The sequence below is a fragment of the Candidatus Vicinibacter affinis genome (assembly GCA_016714365.1).
GTDB classification, from domain to species: Bacteria; Bacteroidota; Bacteroidia; order Chitinophagales; family Saprospiraceae; genus Vicinibacter; species Vicinibacter affinis.
This window is the reverse complement of record JADJNH010000005.1, coordinates 698,650-719,285: the sequence shown is the minus strand read 5'-3', so window position 1 is coordinate 719,285 and position 20,636 is coordinate 698,650. Positions and strand designations below refer to the sequence as shown.

Sequence of the window (20,636 nt, the reverse complement as noted above, 5' to 3'; positions counted from 1 at the left end):
AATTAAAATATCCATTTATATCCAAAAGCAAGGGTAACAGCCACGTGTATAACCATTATGATCAGCATAATTAAAGCAAACGGAAGGTGAGCCACATGCCAATACCTGAATAGCTTTTGCATTAGCACCAGATTTTCAATCCTCCTCACAAGCCCGAATTCATTCTTAATCAACTTTAGCATGCTTTTTCTGTGTGCAGCAGGAATCCCTGATTCCTTTAAATTTCTATTAATTGCAGCGACTTTGCCAAATTCAGAAAAATACCTTGAAAAAAAACCAGACAACGAACCTACCACCGACTTTTCTACCAAAAGCAAGGTTGAAATTTGCAAATTAAGTCCGGTACCATTTGAATTTGCTAAATTCAGTTGAAGTTCTTCCTGAATTTTATCTTTCATTTCTTTGATTTCATTCAAACTGAGCTCCCGCCCCTGGATAGTTCTGGGTATCTGCTTGTAGATAAATCTTCCCACCACCCCACTGGCTACAACAGCCACCATACTCCAAAAACTAATAGATACAATTCCCCCAAACTTAAATGCTGTGTGAAATAAAACGAAAATTGGACCAAGCGTACATAAGAAAATGTGAAATTCAAGCCAGTACTTCAAAGCACCCAGCCTTGCCAAGGACTTCTTCCTCTTTCTTATCATATAACCAAATACACCAATCAAAATAAGCAAGGTTCCCACTATGCCAAGCCCATGGCCATAAATCCCACTTGGCTTCAATTGGGCATGATTTGTATGATAAAATCGCTCTTCCAGACTCGTGGAATAATAGGATGCTCCATACAAAATTAGAAAGGTTGTGCAAACTATTACAATGGCCACTAAAGTGGAAATATAAATCTTATGTGCAACTGGAGACATACATGCAAATTGTAAATTGATAACGCAGACTTTACCTTTATAGTCCTTCAATAGCAAATATAGTTTAAATTAATATTGCCCGTTGAATTAACAATGAAATGAAATAGGGAATTCAGCTTATTTGAAATTTTTCTTACTTTTTAGATTCTGTATTCAATTTACTTTTTCATAAAATAAACACTCTTCATTAATAAAATTAATAGAAATAATTCCCATAAAATTGATCATAAAAATCTTTAATCTTTAAAAAGATTGTTTACCTTTGCGTCATGATTATTATCAACAAATATTGCCAGATAAAACATGAGTGTATGCAAAAACTCATGAGGCTAGTTTGTGGATATTTTTAGATTCAATTAAAAATTAAAATTATATAAGCCTCATCACATCGATGGGGCTTTTTTGTTTTGTATTTGGTTAACTTAATAAACGAGTTGGAATAATTTATTGGTCATATGGGAGAAGTTGAAACAAGATTGTTATGGATGTTGATTTCCAACATTTCTGGATTTTTTATCTGTACAGGGCTTGGACGTTTTATATCTGATAGAAAAAAAGGTGTAAAGGATAGTAATGAAATCACTTTAGCAGACCGCTTAAAAAAAATTAAGCAGGAATTGGAAAATATGGAAAGAGATATTAAATCCTGATATGCATTATTAGCATTCAAATAGTTCAGTATTATTCTCTCGGTCGGTTTGGTTTCATTCTCAAACCTTAAAAAAAACAATTTTGAATCTTTTGTCGTAAAATTTTTATATACAAGAATTGAAAAGCTTCATTTTGTAAATTAAACATGCTCAAAAAATTAGCATGAATGGAAGTTTAAGAATAATTTTCTTGTAGTTAGGATCTAATCTCAATAAATTCAATAAGTCTGTTCACACATAGTGGTCGTTTTAGGAGCTGAAGTGTCGAAAGGAATTCAAATTGGTTCCATTCAGAATTGTCATTCGTTTCAAAATTCCACTTGTCTTATAAATCAAGTACAATGCAAGGCTTAGAGAATTTACTTAATCCCTCAATTTATCAAATTCAATTGTGCTTCACCTTCTAAACAAATTTAGGTACGGTTTTTGCACTTACCTTTCTGCATGAAGGCCATCATTCCAGTCGCAGGCGCAGGAACCAAATTACGCCCGTTTACCTATACACAGCCCAAACCACTGATCCCGGTGGCAGGGAAACCAATTATTGCCTTTATTCTGGACCATATGATTGAAGCCGGAATTAAAGATTTTATATTTGTGATCGGGTATTTGGGAGATAAAATTAAAGAATACCTAGATGAAAACTATAACCACATCAACCGGGAATATATTTTTCAAGGTGAGAGAATGGGCTTAGGTCATGCCATCTACACATGTAAACACCTAATTCCGCCCGGAAGTGAAATTCTCATCCAATTAGGGGACACGATACTTGATGTCGACCTTAACGTTCTGATGCACTCCAAACACCATACCCTTGCCGTACGTAAAGTTAACGACCCTCGAGCATTTGGTGTGGTTGAACTTCATGAAAATGGAACCATTAAAAGACTGATCGAAAAACCACAAATCCCTAAATCCAATCTTGCCATCGTAGGACTATATTTTATCAAGGATTTTGATATTCTGTCTCACTCATTAAAATACAATATTGACAATGACTTAAGAACACGGGGTGAATTTCACCTTACTGATGGATTGATGCACATGATTGAATGTGGGCAACGCTTTGATGTCATGGAAGTTAAGAACTGGTTTGACTGTGGGAAAAAAGAACAACTCTTACTCACCAATGCAATACTTCTTGATCGTGATTCAGAAGCTCACCCTGAATCCTCACTTCCAAATCATGTCATCTTTATACCTCCTGTTAAAATAGGCAAAAATTCCATCATTGCCAATTCAATTATTGGGCCTCATGTAACCATAGGAGACCATGCTCAAATAGAAGGTGTCATAATTAAAGATGCAATAATTGGGAATTATACCATTCTGGATAATGTTACTCTTCAGAATTCTATAATCGGTAACGATGCCGTAATTAAAGGCCGTTCTCAAAGTTATAACATAGGAGACAACACGGAAATAGATATGGCCTAATAAGAGAATTACAAATCATTCTGAACTTTATTCATCTCTATTACACAGCAATTCTATCAGTATTTTAAAGATAAATAGGATGAAGCAGACGACAAATCAATAGGCTCTGACATCTTTCTTCTCCATAAAATTAATGAAAGCTCTGTTTACTACTCGGTTTCCCCCCGGAGTTGGATATTTTCCGGAAAAGTACCAATCCCCTTTATGGTCAGGAATAGCCTTGTGTAAACCTTCAAGTGTCTGAAAAATGATTTCTACCGGGATTCCAAGATCTTTCGGGGTCAACATTTCACCAATTCTGGCAGATATTTCCTCATAACTGTAATGATCATACAATTTCTGGATACCGTTCTGAATATATTCCATGGGCTGCAAGTTCTGCGCAAGACACTCATCATATGCTTCTTCTAGTATGTATTCCTTCTCATCCCTGTGAATTAGATCAATAAGTGCTTTGAAAGCCACAAATTTATTTATTTGAGACATGTCTATACCATAGCAATCAGGAAAACGGATTTGCGGTGAAGAAGATAATACAATGATCTTTTTTGGCTTTAAAGTGGCCAATATCCTGATAATGCTGTCCCGTAAAGTGGTCCCCCTGACAATGGAATCATCCAAAACTACCAGGGTATCCTGATGATTCTTCACGATTCCATAACTTACATCATATACATGAGATACCAACCCACCTCTAATATTGTCATTGGCAATAAAAGTTCGCATCTTATCATCCTTTACTACCAACTTCTCAATCCTTGGTTTTTTATCCAATATTTCCTTTATATCATTTGCAGAAGGTTCCGGGCCCAAGGCTTTGATCTGTTTTGCCTTTTGGTCATTCATATAATCATGAAGCCCTTCAACCAATCCATAAAATGCAGTTTCAGAGGTATTTGGAATGAATGAAAAAACAGTATTTTCCAAATCCCCTTTGACCGCGTCAATGACTGCCGGAACCAATTGTCTACCTAAGTTTTTTCGCTCCTGGTAAATGTCATAATCATTGCCTCTTGAAAAATATATTCGCTCAAATGAACAACTTAATTTCTCCCCAGGCTCCAGGCACAAAACTTCCTTAACTTCTCCATGATGTTTAATGATTAAAGCATTACCGGGCTTTATTTCATTAACCTCTGTCCGCCTGATCCCCAAGGCTGTCTGCAAGGCAGGACGTTCAGATGCAACTGCTACTATTTCTTCATCCTGATAGTAAAATGCCGGTCTGATGCCATTTGGGTCTCTTAAGATGAAGGCATCTCCATGCCCAATCATTCCAGCCATCACATACCCTCCATCAAATTTCTTTGTAGCCTTTTTTAATACCCTGCTGATATCAAGATTATCAAAAATCAATGGGTTGATTTCAACTTGATTGTAACCTTCGGGTTTGTACCAGTTAAAAAGATGCTGAACCTCCTCGTCAAGGAAATGTCCGATCTTCTCCATCACAGTTACAGTATCTGATTTTACTTTAGGGTATTGTCCTAAACTTACCAATTTGTCAAACAGTTCTTCAATATTGGTCATATTGAAATTCCCCGCAATAACAAGATTTCTGCTGATCCAATTGTTCTCGCGAATAAATGGATGAACGGTCGCAATACTATTGTCCCCATGGGTGCCGTACCGCAGATGCCCTAATAAAACCTCACCCATAAAAGGTTTATTCTCTTTGAGCCAGACAGCATCATTGGATTGTTCTAATGTAATATCCTTGAAATGGCTGTAAACACCTTCAAATAAGGCCTGAAGGTAATTTGGCGCATTGCTCCTTCTTCTGCTAATATATTTTTCTCCAGGTTGAGTATTTAATTTAATAGTAGCCATTCCTGCCCCATCTTGTCCTCGATTTCTTTGCTTCTGCATCAGAAGCTGGAGTTTCTGAAGACCGTAGAATGCAGTACCATACTTTTCCTGATAGTACTCGAGAGGTTTAAGAAGGCGGACAAAAGCCAGGCCGCACTCGTGTTTAATTTGGTCGCTCATGTTGATTTGGCAGCACAAAATTAAGCTATTTATGTTACCGACGCAAAAAGAAAAACAGTATAAGAGCCATTTATAATCCAATTTCTTGATTATTGACAAATTTTAACTGAATGCAATAGAAATATACTGTTCCAGATTTTATAGGTCAATAATTGCCATTGAAAATCAACTTTATATTCTCATTTTTAAGTTTGAAGATCATCCTAAACGATTTTATTGAATTTATTATTTAAAGGGCATTTCAGTCTTGAAGTCAAATTTTAAAGGCCTATTATTATTTTGGGCTAAATTTGCACTCTTTATGACCTTTGAAAAATGCTTTGAATGGTGTTTTGGGAACGTTAATCTGATTCCAATTACCCCCGATTGAAAGAAATTTGCAAGTTAAAGCCCTCGTTATCCAAGTATGTCAGACCTTATCAGACTTTTGCCCGATGGTGTAGTAAACCAAATTGCAGCCGGTGAGGTCATTCAAAGACCTGCCTCTGTGGTGAAAGAACTGCTTGACAATGCCGTAGACTCTGGTGCCGGTGAAATTAAACTGCTTGTAAAAGAGGCAGGAAAACTTTTAATTCAGGTAAATGACAATGGTTGTGGAATGGGACCTACCGATGCAAGAATGTCATTTGAACGCCATGCAACTTCCAAAATCAAATCTGCAGAGGATCTTTTTGCCATTCAAACGAAAGGTTTTAGAGGAGAAGCTCTTGCCTCAATTGCTTCTGTTGCTCAAGTTGAAATGAAGACGAGACGACATGAGGACAGCATAGGAACCAGAATCCAAATTTCTGATTCAAAAATTAGATTACAAGAAGGGTGTGCTTGTCTTCCCGGCACTCAAATAAGCGTAGAACAACTATTCTTCAGTATTCCTGCCAGGAGAAAGTTTCTTAAATCCGATACGGTTGAGTTAAGGCATATACATGACGAGTTTATTTCACAGGCTCTTGCCCATCCTGAAATTAAATGGGTCTACACGCAAGGTGAAAATGAAATGTATAATCTGCCGGCTGGCAGCCTTAAACAAAGAATTCTTAACATTTATGGAAAAAAATATGTCGAAGATCTAATCGCGCTCGAACAGGATACAGAAGTTGTACAAATTACAGGATTCATAGGCAAACCGGAACTAATTAAGAAGACTCGAGGCGAGCAAATACTTTTTGTTAACAGAAGACTCATAAAGAGTCCATATCTGAACCATGCAATCATCTCAGCATATGAAGAACTCATCGCTCCGGGAGCATACCCGTTTTATGTGCTGTTCCTGCAAATAGATCCTGCTAAAATAGACATCAACGTTCATCCAACAAAACATGAAATCAAATTTGATGACGAAAGATTAATTTATAATTTCTTGAAAGTTACAGTAAAACATGCATTAGGCAAACATAGCCTAGCTCCTAGATTGGATTTTGAAAACGCGAACCCCGGATTGGATCAAATGATGGGAAATACAGGCCAATTCACGCCTAGACCGCAAACTGGTGGAAGTGCAACCCATTGGAAAAACCTTGCCTTCCCATCTGTTCCCAGGGATGTTATCCAACAAAGAGAAGATCAGGTATTTGCACCTCTAAATACCGATACTTCGGATGAAGGATTTTTTCCCCAGCAAGAATTACTTGACATCGTCCCCTTCCAGATTTACAATTCTTACATTTTTTACGCAAGCCGCAATGGTTTAACTTTTATTGATCAACAAGCAGCACATGAAAGAATAATGTATGAATATTATAAAAAATCAATGAGTGAACAAACCCAATTGTCACAACGATTGTTGTTTCCTCAGACCTTTCACCTCAGTAAAACAGATGCAAAAATACTTTCCTCCCTTCAGGAATATTTTAATGCAATTGGTTTTGAATTAGAAGAATTTGGCTCTGATTCATTTGTTATTCATGGAATGCCGGCTTTATTACAAGGAAAGTTTTCAGAAACTGAACTCATCCATAAAGTTCTGGAGCAATATAAATTCAATCTTGAATTCGAATTGTCACCGATTGAAAATATTGCACGATCAATGGCTTTAAGTTCTTCTATAAAAAAAGGAAAAAGTTTGAGTCAAGAAGAAATGTCTGCACTCATTGAACAATTATTTCTATGCGAAAAACCTAATTTAAGTCCCACTGGTAAAAAATGTTATTTCAATATCAAACATCAGGATTTTCTTAAAAATTTCAATGCCTTATGATTCCCATCACCGAAGCTGTTAAACATCTGCTTATTCTTAATATACTTGTTTTTCTTGGCACCACAACTTTAATGAATGAGGACCGATATGTATTAGCCCTTTTCTACCCTGAAAGCCCATTCTTCCATCCCTGGCAATTGGTTACACACATGTTTATGCATGCCAACCTATCCCATCTTATGTTCAACATGCTATCCCTCTTCTTCATTGGACCTATGATGGAAAATTCTTTGGGGACCAAAAGATTTGTAACTTTTTTTGCGGTGTGCGGTTTTGGGGGTGCCATGCTCCATCTGGCATTTAAGTGGTATCAAATTCAAATCAACGGTGACTATTCCCAGATGAATGTGCCTGCTTTGGGTGCCAGCGGAGCCATCAATGGCTTATTCGTTGGTCTTGCTTACCTTTTTCCCAACATCGAACTTTATCTCATGCTCATTCCCTTCCCAATAAAAGCCAAATATCTGGCTATTTTCACTTTGGCTGCAGACCTCTTATGGGGACTAAGTGGCCAGTCCACAGGGATTGCGCATTTTGCACATTTGGGAGGAGCACTTTTTGGATTTTTATTGTTACTTTATTGGACCAGGAAAAGATAGTATATGTTTTCAGATATCTCTCGCGACATAAAATATCAACTCAGAACAGGAGGGTTTCTGATTAGAGTTATTGTCATTTGCGTGGCGGTATTCTTTGTTATTAACATACTAAAATCCTATTTCATCCTGAGAAACCATGGAATGACCCCGGGTGAATATAATGAGGTTTTAAAGTACCTTAGTCTCTCCTCAGATTTGTGGTTCAACCTAAAATTTCCCTGGGTTTGGATTACACATATTTTTACTCATGAAGGGTTGTTTCACCTGTTGTGGAACATGATGGCTTTATATTGGTTTGGAATGATTGTAGAAGATTTTATCGGAAGAAAACACATCATTAGAATTTTCTTCCAAGGTGCTCTGATGGGAGCTGTTTTTTTTCTTTTATCTGCATCCATTATTCCATGGTACGCAGGGCATCTTACCATTGCTTATGGAGCTTCTGCATCTGTAATGGCACTTTTACTTGCAGCGGCGACACTTTCCCCGGATTACTCTATAAGACTTTTAATATTCGGTACCATACCCATCAAATATCTTGCAGCAGCCTTGCTATTTATTGATCTGTTAATGGCCACTCAAAATCAAAATACCGGTGGTCACTTTGCTCATTTGGGTGGAGCATTATGGGGGTATCTGTACATTATACTTTTAAGAAATGGCTATCAAATGGATGTGCTAAGCCTTTTTGTTGAAAATAAAAGAAAGTTGGGTACTACTGCCAAAATGAGTGTCACTAGAAAGCCTAAATCTGCTCACAAGACAGAAATTATTTCTGAAGACAATTTGGAAGAAAAATTAAATGTTTTACTTGATAAAATTAAAAATCAAGGAATTGAATCGCTTACTGAAAAAGAAAAGCAGGATCTGGAGTTTATAAGCAGGCATAAGTTATGATGCAATTTCTTTTTTCTGTCAACATCGTGTGGGGAATTGCCTGTGTGCTACTTTATTTAGTATGCGGCGTGAATCCAGAGAATTTTTGGATCTTTTCTATCTCTAGCCTGCTGGTACCTATTAGTTTTGGAATAAACCTGATGTTCATCTTTTTATGGCTTGTCTTTAAATGGCAATATGCACTCTTGTCTTTTGTGATACTGCTTTTAGGATACAGCCACTTACAAAAGTTTTATGCCTGGAACGATCCAAACCCTTCCCCAAAATGTAAAAACAATAATTTTAATCTAATGACTTTTAATGTATATGGTCTTAAAAATTTAAAAGATACCATTGACCAAAGTCAACAAAAAAACAAGAATCAATTTCTTTCATTCCTGCGTAAAACGGATCCTGAAATTCTATGTGTTCAGGAAAATAATTTATATGCAGACAATATTATTAACAGCACAGGTCTCTTCTCATATGTCCACTATATGATCAATCATGGCACCGCCATTTATTCAAAATTCCCAATTTTGGATCAAGGATTAATTGATTTTGGTACCAACACCAATTCATGCCTTTGGGTAGATATGCTGATCAATGGAAGACGAACCCGAATATACAGTGTCCATTTACAATCTAACCGCATTTCAAAAGACGTAAATAAACTAACTGATGACGAAGAAGAAAAAAATACAGAAAAACTAAATGTGATCAAAAGAATGCTGGTGCAATACAGAAGAATGTCTCTACGAAGAGCAAAACAAGCTGAAATGGTAAAAAAACATGCAGATGCATCGGAATATCCGGTGATCATTGCAGGTGATTTCAATGACACTCCGTTTTCTTATGCCTACAGAGAATTATCAAAAAAATGCAAGGACAGCTTCCTGGAAAATGGAAATGGTATTGGAAGTACATTTGTTGGTGCACTGCCGGGATTAAGAATCGATTTTATTCTTGGAGATGAAAAGAAATTCGCATTTTGCAATCATAAAGTTTTGCAAACTTCATTTTCTGATCACAATCCGGTCATGTCCAGTATGTATTACAAATAGATTGATTCTATTAATGAACTCCTTGCATTACTTTCAAATTTAATTATTACCTCAACTTTATTAACAAACTATCACAATCTCTACTATTCCATTATGATTTACAAGAAAATATACTTTTGTAAAAAATTAATAACTTTATTAACATACTTTCCCTTATTCTTAGCAACAACCATTGCATATTCACAAGACACAGACTTAACGCCATTTGAGAAAAATCCTGCCCGAACAACTACCTATGCACAATGCATTGATTTTTATCAATTACTCGATCGCAAAAACAGGAAGATCAATATGCTGGAAGCAGGACCATCCGATGTTGCAGAACCTTTGCATCTTGTCATCATTGACAAGGATGGATATTCATCACCTGAGAAAATTCGCGCAAAAGGTCGGGCAATAATCCTTATCAATAATGGAATACATCCCGGTGAACCAGAAGGAATTGATGCATCTATGATGCTGGCCAGAGAGTTGCCCGCCACCAAAAAAGTGTTGGACAATGTGAGCATCGTAATTATACCAATATACAATGTGGGTGGCGCACTCATGCGAAACAACCACACTCGCGCCAATCAAAATGGTCCCGAATCCTATGGCTTTCGTGGAAATAGAAATTATTTGGATCTCAATAGAGATTACATAAAATGTGACAGCAGAAATGCAAAGACTTTTACCAAAATTTTTAATCAATGGGACCCTGATGTATTTATAGAAACACATACTTCTGATGGAGCTGATTATCCATACAACATTTCACTCCTTGCCTCACAAAAAAATAAACTTTCTGAACCAGTTAGGAAATTCATGTATCTCCAAATGTTACCCTATTTGTATGATCAGATGAAGGCACAAAACGATGAAATGATCCCGTACGTAAATGTTGAAGATACTCCTAAAAAAGGTATTTATGGATTTTTGGACAATTCAAGATTTTCTACTGGCTTTGCAAGCCTCCATCACAGCTTTCCATTGATGATCGAAACCCACATGCTAAAACCATTTAATATACGAGTCCAGTCAACTTTAAACTTAATGAATCATCTAATTAATTTTACGGCTAATCACCATTCTGAAATCAGGGAGGCGCGTAAAATAGCTATAGTTCAAACTAAAAATGAAAACACGGTTACATTGAAATGGAAAATGGATGCCTCTCAGGCTGATACCCTGCTTTTTAAAGGTTATGAAACCGAATTAATTTCTTATCCCAATTTACAATTAAACATATACAACTTTAACCCGGAGAGAAAATACGAACAAAATATACTTTATTACAATACTTTTATCAAAGAAATTGAGGTTAGCAAACCAAAATACTACATCCTACCCAAAGCCTATGATGAAGTGGCAGAGAGATTAAAAGCCAATAGGGTTGAACTAATCCCACTTACAGAAGATACTATTGTTGATGCCATTTTCTACAAAATTGAAGATTTTACCTCTCCAAATGTTCCCTACGAAAATCATTTCTATCACAATAAAATAAGTGTAAGCAGAATGAAAATTAGCTATCCTTATTTCAAAGGAGACTATTTGATTTCAACAAATCAAACGGCTGTACGCTTTTTAATAGAAACGCTTGAGCCTCAGGGTGTGGACTCTTATTTTTCATGGAATTTTTTCGATGCCATTCTCCAAAGGAAAGAATATTTCTCCGATTATTTGTTCGCACCAATTGCAGATAAAATATTACAAAATGATCCTATCCTTAAATTGAAATATCAAAACAAACTAAACACTGATTCTGAATTTGCAACAAACAAAAATTCTCGTCTTGAATACATTTATGAACAATCTCATGTCGGTGAACCTTATTATAGGATATATCCTGTAGCCAGAATTGAATAGAGGGGATAAATATTAAGTGCTCATAAGAAATGCTTGACAATTTTAAAGATTTTTGAAACTCCCCATTCAAGTAAAAGTGGTAAGCGCACATTTCCCTATATTTGCAATCCTTAAAAGATGAATTAAAGTATCAGGTCTTTTATGGAAAATTGATCACATATGTAATTGCTTATTTTAGAATGAACAATATGATTGGCAAACTAATAATTAACGGAAATTTTCAAAAGATCCTTGTATTTTTATTTCCCCTTGCTTTGTATTTTAATACCTTAAACAACTCATTTGTGCTGGATGACAACATAGTCATTAAAAAAAATGAATATGTGACAAGAGGGGTTTCCGGGATTCCTGACATTTTAAAGTATGACACTTTCAAAGGATTCCTAAAATCTGAAAACAGCGCTACAGCCGTTACCGGAGGTCGTTACCGTCCACTAACATTAATTTTCTTTGCATTTGTATACGAGTTTGTTGGAGAAAATGCCTTCATTTTCCATTTATTGAACATCCTGTTCTTTTCTCTCCTTTGTCTTTCAATTTATTTATTACTGGCAAGACTATTGAAGTCCAAATTTCCAGATTATGCCAATCCAATTTCTTTTCTGGCGACTTTGCTTTTCGCTACACACCCAATCCATACGGAGGTTGTTGCCAATGTGAAAGGATTAGACGAAATATTCTCATTATGGTTTTCTGTGCTCGCTTTTCTTTGTATTTTGAAATCCATTGACGACAACAAAAAGATCTGGCTTTGGACCAGCCTTCCATTATTTGCTTTAGCTCTGTTTTCAAAAGAAAACGCCATACATTATGTATTGCTGATTCCAATTGGCTTGATAATGTTTCGAAATCTAAAATTATTAGACACTATCAAAAACATTGTTCCAATTTTGATTGCATCTATCCTGTATATATCAGCCCGGGTAGCTGTTTTAGGTTTCAGCCTCTTTGACGCACCTACCCGAGACCTTATGACGAACCCTTTCTTAAAAATGAGAGGTAACAGTTTGGTCGAAGCTACCTCTGCGGAAAAACTTGGAATGATATTTTATACGTTGATTAAGTACATAGGGTTGTTAATATTTCCTCACCCGCTGACACACGATTATTTTCCAAAACAAATTCCACTGGTTAGTTTAGCGTCTGGAATTCCTTTGCTTTCCTTATTGTTTTATAGTCTGATCATATTCTTCACGATCAGATATTTTAAATCAAAAACATTGATCAGTTTTTCACTGCTCGCTTACCTAATTCCATTAATACTAATTTCTAACCTGGTCATCAATATAGGCACACCCATGGGCGAACGTTTCATCTTTGCTTCGTCTCTTGGATTTTGTATCCTTATTGGGTATGGTTTATTTTATCTCTTCCAAAAAAATAAATGGGCTGGATTCACTACCCTGTTTCTTATTATCGGATTATACAGCGTTAAAACAATTTCCCGTAATTTAGTTTGGAAAGATGATTATAAACTTTTTTCTACGGATGTTGAGGTTTCAAAAAATAGCGCCAAAGCACACAGTTCACTTGCCTACAACAGGATTGAGAAATTCAAAGTTACCAAAGACAGTTTGGAAGGACGAAAAATTCTGGATGAAGCAGTTATACATTTGGACAAAACCATTCAACTATATCCGCGCAACATCAATGCCATCCACCTATTGGGCAACTCCTATTACATGCGCAAGGAATATTTAAAAGCTGCTGAAACTTATGAAAAATATTTGGACCTCGTTCCTACAGGAAAAGATGTAATAAAAAATCTACAGGCATCCTATCGTGAACAAGGTCGTATGATGGCGCTCAAACAAATTGACTTAGATAAGTCCATAGATTACCTGATAAAAGCCATGAAGATAAACCCTAATGATGCCCGTTTATTGGAATCTCTTGGCATCGCCTACGGAGTAAAAGAGAATTTTCCTGAATCCATCAAGTATTTTAATAAAGCCCTTGAAATGAATCCACCAAATGCTGGAATGATGTTGGCTAATCTCGCCAACACCTATTTCAAAATGGGGGACAAAAACACTGCAACTGAATTCATGAAGAAAGCATACCGCGCAGATCCAGGATTGGGTTATAAACTCAGCACTGCTTCTAAAGGTTATTTCTAATGTCCAAAATTGGCTTAATCCCCTGTTTTTAAACAAAAAGTCGCTGCCAAAAGCTATTTTTGCCTAAATTTTTAAGTTCAGGAGAATATGGGTAGAATTTTTGAAGTCAGAAAACATAAAATGTTTGCCAGGTTTGCTAAAATGAGCAAACAATTTGCTCGGATTAGTAAAGATGTCTTCATGGCTGTAAAAGCATCAGGACCCAATCCGGATAACAACCCTAGATTAAGGGCAGCAATGCAGAATGCAAAGGCCCTCAACATGCCTAAGGACAGATTGGAAGCTGCTATTAAAAAAAGCTACCTCTAAGGAAGAAAAAGATTTGGAGATCATCATTTATGAAGGATATGCACCACATGGGATCGCTGTTCTGGTAGAGACCGCTACCGACAATCACACTCGAACTGTTGCGAACGTACGATCCTATTTTAATAAATATGGTGGTAGTCTGGGTGTAACCGGTTCTGTATCATTCATGTTCGAACATAAATGTAATTTCAGATTCAAAAAGCCTACCGACCTTGATCCGGAAATGTTGGAATTGGAACTCATCGACTGCGGCTGTGAGGAATTATCTGTTGAAGGCGATGAAGTAATTGTATACGGTGCATTTGATGCTTTCGGTAAACTCCAATCCTATTTTGAACAACACAATTTTGAAATCATTGAGTCTGGTTTTGACCGCATTCCAACCACCACCAAAAAACTTTCGCCAGAACAAGAAGAAGAAGTAAATAAACTTCTTGACAAAATTGAAGAAGATGAAGATGTACAAAACGTCTACAGCACCATGGAATAATATTTATTCTGTGATACACTCTTAAGGCCCATCACGCATTCATAAAATTTTAAAAATGCTTGGATCGATTTATGACCATCTTTTAAGTTCAGCAAAGCATCATCGCCTGCTGATTGGGATTCTGGTGTTTATATTTTATGGAAATTCTCTGGTAAATGAGTTTGCAGTAGACGATGGCATTGTAATTACGCGAAACGAATATGTGATTAAAGGGATTAGTGGAATTCCTGATTTATTGACCAAGGATACTTTTAGGGGATTTTTTAAAAAAGAAGGAAAAGATAAACTGGTCTCAGGAGGACGTTACCGGCCACTCACACCAGTTTTTTTTGCCATCGTATATGAGATATTTGGAGCAATGCCTTTTGTCTTTCATTTATTTAACTTATTGGCATATCTGCTTTTGTGCTTACTTTTATACAAGGTATTAAGTAGATTATTTTTTCACCGCTTCAAAGACAAAACACCCATCCTGGCATTTCTCAGTACTCTTATTTATCTTGCTCATCCAGTTCATACAGAATGCGTAACTAATGTCAAAGGATTGGATGAAATAGCCGCACTGCTTTTCTCCCTATTATGTTTTAATTTCATTCTAAATTATATTGAAACTAACAAAAATAAAAATTTGCTTTTTGCTCTTTTAAGCTTGTTTTTAGGACTTATGTCCAAAGAAAATGCGATAACTTTTATTTTGTTAATTCCGGCTGGTCTTTATTTATTGTATAATCAAAAATTTAATGTAGCCATCAAATACATGTGTTGGCTAATAATTCCCGGAATACTGTTTTTCCTCATTCGTGCACAAATTCTTGGCTGGAATCCAATTGCCGGAGAATCAGGGGAACTAATGAATAACCCCTTTTTGAAATTTGTCAACAATAAATATATATACGTTTCCACAGCGGAACGGTATGGCACTATATTTTATACTTTGTTGAAATATATAGGTTTACTTCTTTTCCCTCACCCATTAACTTATGATTATTACCCCAAACAAATTGCCATTCAATCGATTTGGAATATAATTCCATTATCATCCTTAGCCATTTATACGACCTTAATATATGCCATAATTAAGTTTAGAAATACGAGGCCACATATATCTTATTCCATATTATTTTACCTCCTGCCATTGGGACTTGTTTGTAACATAATTTTTCCGATTGGAACATTTATGGGTGAACGATTCCTATTCATGCCATCAGTGGGTTTTTCCATTTTGATGTCCTTTGGTTTCGTAACTATCCTTCAAAAAAATAAATCCCTTGGAACAGGTTTGCTGGTGCTCTTGATTTTACTTTATGGAGCCAAGACCATTTCACGCAATTTTGATTGGAAAAATGACTTTACTCTTATCACTACCGATGTGAAAAATTCACCCAACAGCGCCAAAATAAATAATGCAGTAGGCGGGGTACTTCTCGATGCCAATACCCAGGAAAAAGATCCTTCAAAGATAGAGGCTAATCTATCTCGTGCAAAAAAACATCTGCTGAAAGCAATTGAATTACATCCAATGTATTTTGACGCTTATATGCTTCTGGGAAATGCTTACTTTTTGTCCAAAGAATACGGACTGGCAATTCTGCGTTATGAGTTCATATTAAAGTATTTACCTCATGATGAAGAGGCTTTTAAAAACTTACACCTGTCCTATAGGGAGAAAGGCAGACAATCAGGTATGGTAGAAAATGATCCAGTCAAAGCTCTTGAATATCTCAACAAAGCATACAGTATGAATTCTGATGATCAGGAAACCATTTCATTATTGGGAGTAGCCTATGGAGTTCTGAAAGATTACAACAAAGCATTGGAATTTTTTAATAAAGTGCTGATTAAAAATCCAAAAAATGCAGAAGCGCATTTCAATGTATACTTGACTTACTTAAATGCAGGAGATCAGGTTAATGCAGACAAGGCGCTTAAAGCAGCCAAGGCAATAGACCCGGATATTTTAAATAAATTCAATGCGCACAGTAAGTAATGAAGTTTAGAAATGTTTTCATACTTTGTACTTTTTGGATACTCTCTAAAGATGTTTATGCCCAATTGCAAATTGTAAATAAAAATTGGGTTGATTCATTGTTGTCAACCATGACACTCAATGAAAAAATTGGACAACTGTTTATGGTCCGTGCTTATGGCAACAGCGATACTGGGCACATCAATAGAATTTACAGACTCATTTTAGAAAAAAATATCGGGGGGCTTTGTTTTTTCCAGGGTAGTGCCAATACCCAGGCAGAGCTCACTAGACAATACCAGAATGTATCAAAAATTCCTTTGCTCGTAAGTATTGACGCTGAATGGGGACTTGGGATGAGACTTAAACAGGATGGATTTTACTTTCCCAAACAATTGACACTTGGAGCTGTCCAGGACAACAAACTAATTTATCAGATGGGAAAACAAATGGCTGCCCAATTAAAATTTTTAGGTATTCATTTAAATTTTGCTCCTGTTCTGGACATAAATAACAATCCTAACAATCCGGTAATTAATGAAAGGTCCTTCGGGTCAGACAAAATTTTGGTTACGAATAAATCTTACGCTTATATGCAAGGACTGCAGGACGGCGGTATCCTCGCCTGCGCCAAGCATTTTCCTGGCCATGGTGATACTGACATGGATTCTCATGAAGCATTACCTACTTTAAATCAAGAAAAAAATCAATTAGACACTTTAGAATTATTTCCCTTCAGGGTTTTGTGTTCCAAAGACATTGCCTCTGTTATGGTAGGACACCTTGCTATCCCAAAACTGGAAGAACAACAAGTTATACCTGCTACATTATCACATAACATCATCCATAACATTCTCCGTGAAGAATTCCATTACAAGGGGCTGGTAATTACAGATGCCCTGGAGATGAAAGCGGTATCTAAATCCTTCCAACCTGGTGAATTAGAAATTGAGGCACTGAAAGCCGGAAATAACATTCTGTTATTGAGTGAAAATATCGAAGAAGCTTTTTTAAAAATTCTGGCAGCCATTGAAAATGGTAGCTATTCCATTGACAGGTTGAATCAGTCCGTAAGATTAATTTTAGAAGCTAAATCCAAAGCCGGTTTGTCAAATTATCAGGAACCTGATTCTTCTGACCTCTTAAACAAAATCAACCACCCAAATGCACAGGCCCTAAAAGAAAATATTTATAGACAAGCAATAACTTTGGTAAAAGATACCATGCTAAATGTTCCTATACGGGATCTAGAGAAAAAAATAGTAAGCCTCAGTATTGGAGTAAACAGTATTACAAAATTTCAATCACGAATTTCTGACTTTTGTAATGCCCGTCATTTTTACATAAATAAAAATGACACCATTGATTTACAAGTTTTAGATACACTTAATTCAGCTGACCTCATAATAATATCACTCCATAAATTAAGCTATAAAATTAAAGACAGTTTTGGTCTCACCCAAAATTTAAAAAATATAATTCTGAATCTTGCCAGTTACAAGAAAATAATTCTGGTAGTTTTTGGAAACCCCTATATCATTAAAGATTTTGACCAATTGCCGTCAATTCTATTGGCATACGAGGATAATTTTGTGGCACAGGATATTGCCGCACAACTTTTATTTGGTACCGACCCAATCAGAGGAAGCTTGCCTTTGGAAATTTCACCCAATTTTTATTTTGGTAAATCTATTAAGAGGCCATCTCTTTTACGAATGGGTTATGCGATACCCGAAGCTACTGGATTAAATTCAGACAGCCTTATGGTGATAGATAAATTAGCACAAAAGTTAGTAGAACAGAAAGTTGCTCCTGGATGCCAAATTCTGGTGGCAAAAGATAATAAAATATTATACCAAAAATCATTCGGTTCTCTTGATTACAATCCTGCGCATTCAGTTCAACTTGAAACTGTTTATGATTTGGCCAGCTTAACTAAAATTCTTGCTTCAGCACCTGCGCTAATGTTGATGGATGATGACAATCTTCTCGATGTAAAAAAAAAACTATCCCTTTATCTGCCAATTCTGAAAGGATCCAATAAAGAAAATATTCCGATCAGAGATATCCTGCTTCATCAGGCCAGACTTGCAACATGGATTCCTTTCTACAAATCAACATTGGTTGGTCAGGATACATTTAACCTTATCAATAAGGAATTTTACAGACACCAATACTCGGACTCCTTTCCTATTTGTGTTGCGGAGGACTTGTTCCTGCGCGCTGATTATCTTGATTCTGTAAAATTGAGAATAATCAATAGTAAACTACACGAACAAAAAAAATTCCTTTATTCAGATCTTGGATTTTACTTTATTCCAGCTTTGGTGGATAGTCTTACCGGTGTAAACTTTGAGGAATTTCTTAATAAAAGTTTTTACCAACCACTTGGTTTAAATTTTATGAGGTACAATCCAAGGAATAAAAATTACACAATCCCACAAATCGCTCCTTCCGAAGAAGATTCATATTTTAGGCATCAGACCCTCCATGGCTATGTACATGATATGGGGGCCGCTTTGCTAGGTGGAGTAAGTGGACATGCAGGTCTCTTTGCCAATTCAAAAGATGTGGCGATAATTATGCAATGTTTCTTGAACAATGGCAATTATGGCGGAAGGGAGTATTTTACTGCACCTCAAATTAGCCTATTCACAGGAAGAGATGAAGAATTAGGCAGAAGAGGTTTGTGCTTTGATTTAAGAGATACAAGCAATCTTGAATTCCCATATGTCTCTACACTTTCGTCGATCAGAACTTTTGGTCACCAGGGATTTACTGGAACCTGCGCCTGGGCTGATCCTGATCAAAATCTGGTCTATATTTTTTTATCAAACAGAACTTTTCCGAACAGTAAAATAAACTTACTCCATAGGAACAGGTATCGCTCAAAAATTCATGATGCCATTTATAACGCCATCAAAACACGCTCATGAATCCTACTACCTTTATTGCAATAAAATATCTCATTAAGAAAAAATCTTCTCAGGCAATACATCTTATTACTGGAATTTCGGTTGTGGGCCTTGCTGTTGGAACTGCAGCTCTGATCATAGTCCTTTCAGTATTTAATGGTTTTGAAAATCTGCTATCTGGTCTATTTAGCAAACATAATCCTGATATTAAGATCGTCAGTGCATCCGGTAAAGCCTTCGACGAAAAACTATTAAATATTAATGAAATCGCCTCCCTTCCGGAAATAAAATATCTGGCAAAAACACTGGACCAAACATGTATGCTCCAATATGACAAAGCTCAGGATTTTGGAATTATTAAAGGAGTTGATTCTAATTTTGTCCATGTTAGCTTATTGGATTCTGCTCTGGTTGAAGGAGAACTTAAATTCTCTTCAGAACCCAACTTCACTTGGATAGGACTTGGCTTGGCTAATAAATTAGGGGTTTCTCTATCAAATGTGATGACCGACCTATTTGTATTTACTCCCAATGGAGATCAAGTAAAAAATGAATTTTCTCAAGAACAATTTAGCCGACACGCTCTTAGACCCACCGCAGTGTTCTCGTTGCATCAAGATGCCGATTATGAATATTTGTTTGCAGATCTTGACATGTTGCAAAAATTAATAAACGCACCAGATTTACTTTCTGCAATAGAAATCAAGATTCATCCGCAAATTGATATAAAATCTCTAATCCCTAAAATCCAACAGATTTGCGGTTCTGATTTTATTGTAAAAGACAGATATAAACAGGATGAAGCCTTTCTAAAAATTATGAATCTTGAAAAGTGGCTCTTTTTCCTTCTGTTTAGCCTTACACTCATTCTTGTATCTTTTACAATTGTAGGCACTCTCTGGATGATTGTTTTGGAAAAAAGAAAGGACATTTCGATACTCAAATCTTTGGGGATGACCAACCACCAAATAAAGAAAATATTCTTGTTGGTTGGCCTGGGTATCGGATTAATTGGACTTATACTGGGATTCTTCGTGGCAATGCTTTTTTACATCCTGCAAATGAATTACGCCTTGATCAGAGTTCCTGATGAATTTATTATAGATGCATACCCTATTGCTTTGCGGCCTGAAGACTTCCTATTGGTAAGCTTCACAGTACTTTCTATTGTTTTCCTGGCCTCTCTTCTGCCAACTGCAAAAATTAAAGAAATCGAAGCCGTTTTTAGAGAGGAATAAGGTTTTTAGTCCTTGATTTCAACAACTTAGGAAGTTTGCATATTTTGATTAATATATTTAAAAGGT

General features: G+C 36.2%; 13 protein-coding genes and 1 pseudogene. 12 read left to right on the top strand and 2 right to left on the bottom strand.

The genetic code is table 11. From position 1 onward, the window contains the following. Positions 1-2 precede the first annotated feature (2 nt). Entirely contained in the window at positions 3-872 is an 870-nt protein-coding gene (locus IPJ53_03185) for a hypothetical protein (GenBank protein ID MBK7798094.1), read from the bottom strand. A 455-nt stretch (positions 873-1,327) separates the two neighbouring features. Here IPJ53_03185 and IPJ53_03180 point away from each other — a divergent pair, with 455 nt between their 5' ends. Then, positions 1,328-1,522, top strand: coding sequence for a hypothetical protein (locus IPJ53_03180; protein MBK7798093.1), 195 nt, complete (start codon positions 1,328-1,330; stop codon positions 1,520-1,522). Between the two features lie 444 nt (positions 1,523-1,966). Then, a complete protein-coding gene (locus IPJ53_03175; GenBank protein MBK7798092.1) occupies positions 1,967-2,962 on the top strand; it encodes a glucose-1-phosphate thymidylyltransferase in 996 nt (331 codons plus the stop codon). A gap of 96 nt (positions 2,963-3,058) precedes the next feature. Here IPJ53_03175 and IPJ53_03170 read toward each other — a convergent pair whose 3' ends face one another. Next, positions 3,059-4,951 (bottom strand): amidophosphoribosyltransferase, encoded by a 1,893-nt coding sequence (locus IPJ53_03170; GenBank protein MBK7798091.1) that lies wholly within the window; start codon positions 4,949-4,951, stop codon positions 3,059-3,061. Between the two features lie 406 nt (positions 4,952-5,357). Here IPJ53_03170 and mutL point away from each other — a divergent pair, with 406 nt between their 5' ends. The 10 genes and pseudogenes from mutL (at position 5,358) to IPJ53_03120 (ending at position 20,570) form a co-directional block, all read left to right on the top strand. Then, the gene (mutL, locus tag IPJ53_03165) at positions 5,358-7,145 is read left to right on the top strand and encodes a DNA mismatch repair endonuclease MutL (protein MBK7798090.1); all 1,788 of its coding nucleotides are present in this window, start codon (positions 5,358-5,360) and stop codon (positions 7,143-7,145) included. Further along, positions 7,142-7,744 carry a rhomboid family intramembrane serine protease gene (locus IPJ53_03160; protein ID MBK7798089.1) on the top strand — a complete coding sequence of 201 codons (603 nt, stop codon included), beginning with the start codon at positions 7,142-7,144 and terminating at the stop codon, positions 7,742-7,744. The genes mutL and IPJ53_03160 overlap by 4 nt, the downstream gene beginning before the upstream one ends. 3 nt (positions 7,745-7,747) lie before the next feature. Continuing rightward, positions 7,748-8,641, top strand: a complete 894-nt coding sequence (locus IPJ53_03155; protein ID MBK7798088.1) for a rhomboid family intramembrane serine protease — start codon at positions 7,748-7,750, stop codon at positions 8,639-8,641. Beyond that, positions 8,638-9,684, top strand: coding sequence for an endonuclease/exonuclease/phosphatase family protein (locus IPJ53_03150; protein ID MBK7798087.1), 1,047 nt, complete (start codon positions 8,638-8,640; stop codon positions 9,682-9,684). The genes IPJ53_03155 and IPJ53_03150 overlap by 4 nt, the downstream gene beginning before the upstream one ends. Positions 9,685-9,777: 93 nt before the next feature. After that, entirely contained in the window at positions 9,778-11,532 is a 1,755-nt protein-coding gene (locus IPJ53_03145; GenBank protein MBK7798086.1) for a hypothetical protein, read from the top strand. A gap of 101 nt (positions 11,533-11,633) precedes the next feature. Next, a complete protein-coding gene (locus tag IPJ53_03140) occupies positions 11,634-13,652 on the top strand; it encodes a glycosyltransferase family 39 protein (GenBank protein ID MBK7798085.1) in 2,019 nt (672 codons plus the stop codon). A gap of 87 nt (positions 13,653-13,739) precedes the next feature. Next, positions 13,740-14,451: pseudogene (locus IPJ53_03135) on the top strand (YebC/PmpR family DNA-binding transcriptional regulator). A gap of 55 nt (positions 14,452-14,506) precedes the next feature. After that, positions 14,507-16,438 carry a glycosyltransferase family 39 protein gene (locus IPJ53_03130; protein ID MBK7798084.1) on the top strand — a complete coding sequence of 644 codons (1,932 nt, stop codon included), beginning with the start codon at positions 14,507-14,509 and terminating at the stop codon, positions 16,436-16,438. After that, positions 16,438-19,353 carry a serine hydrolase gene (locus tag IPJ53_03125; protein ID MBK7798083.1) on the top strand — a complete coding sequence of 972 codons (2,916 nt, stop codon included), beginning with the start codon at positions 16,438-16,440 and terminating at the stop codon, positions 19,351-19,353. The genes IPJ53_03130 and IPJ53_03125 overlap by 1 nt, the downstream gene beginning before the upstream one ends. Next, the gene (locus tag IPJ53_03120) at positions 19,350-20,570 is read left to right on the top strand and encodes an ABC transporter permease (protein MBK7798082.1); all 1,221 of its coding nucleotides are present in this window, start codon (positions 19,350-19,352) and stop codon (positions 20,568-20,570) included. The genes IPJ53_03125 and IPJ53_03120 overlap by 4 nt, the downstream gene beginning before the upstream one ends. Positions 20,571-20,636 lie beyond the last annotated feature (66 nt).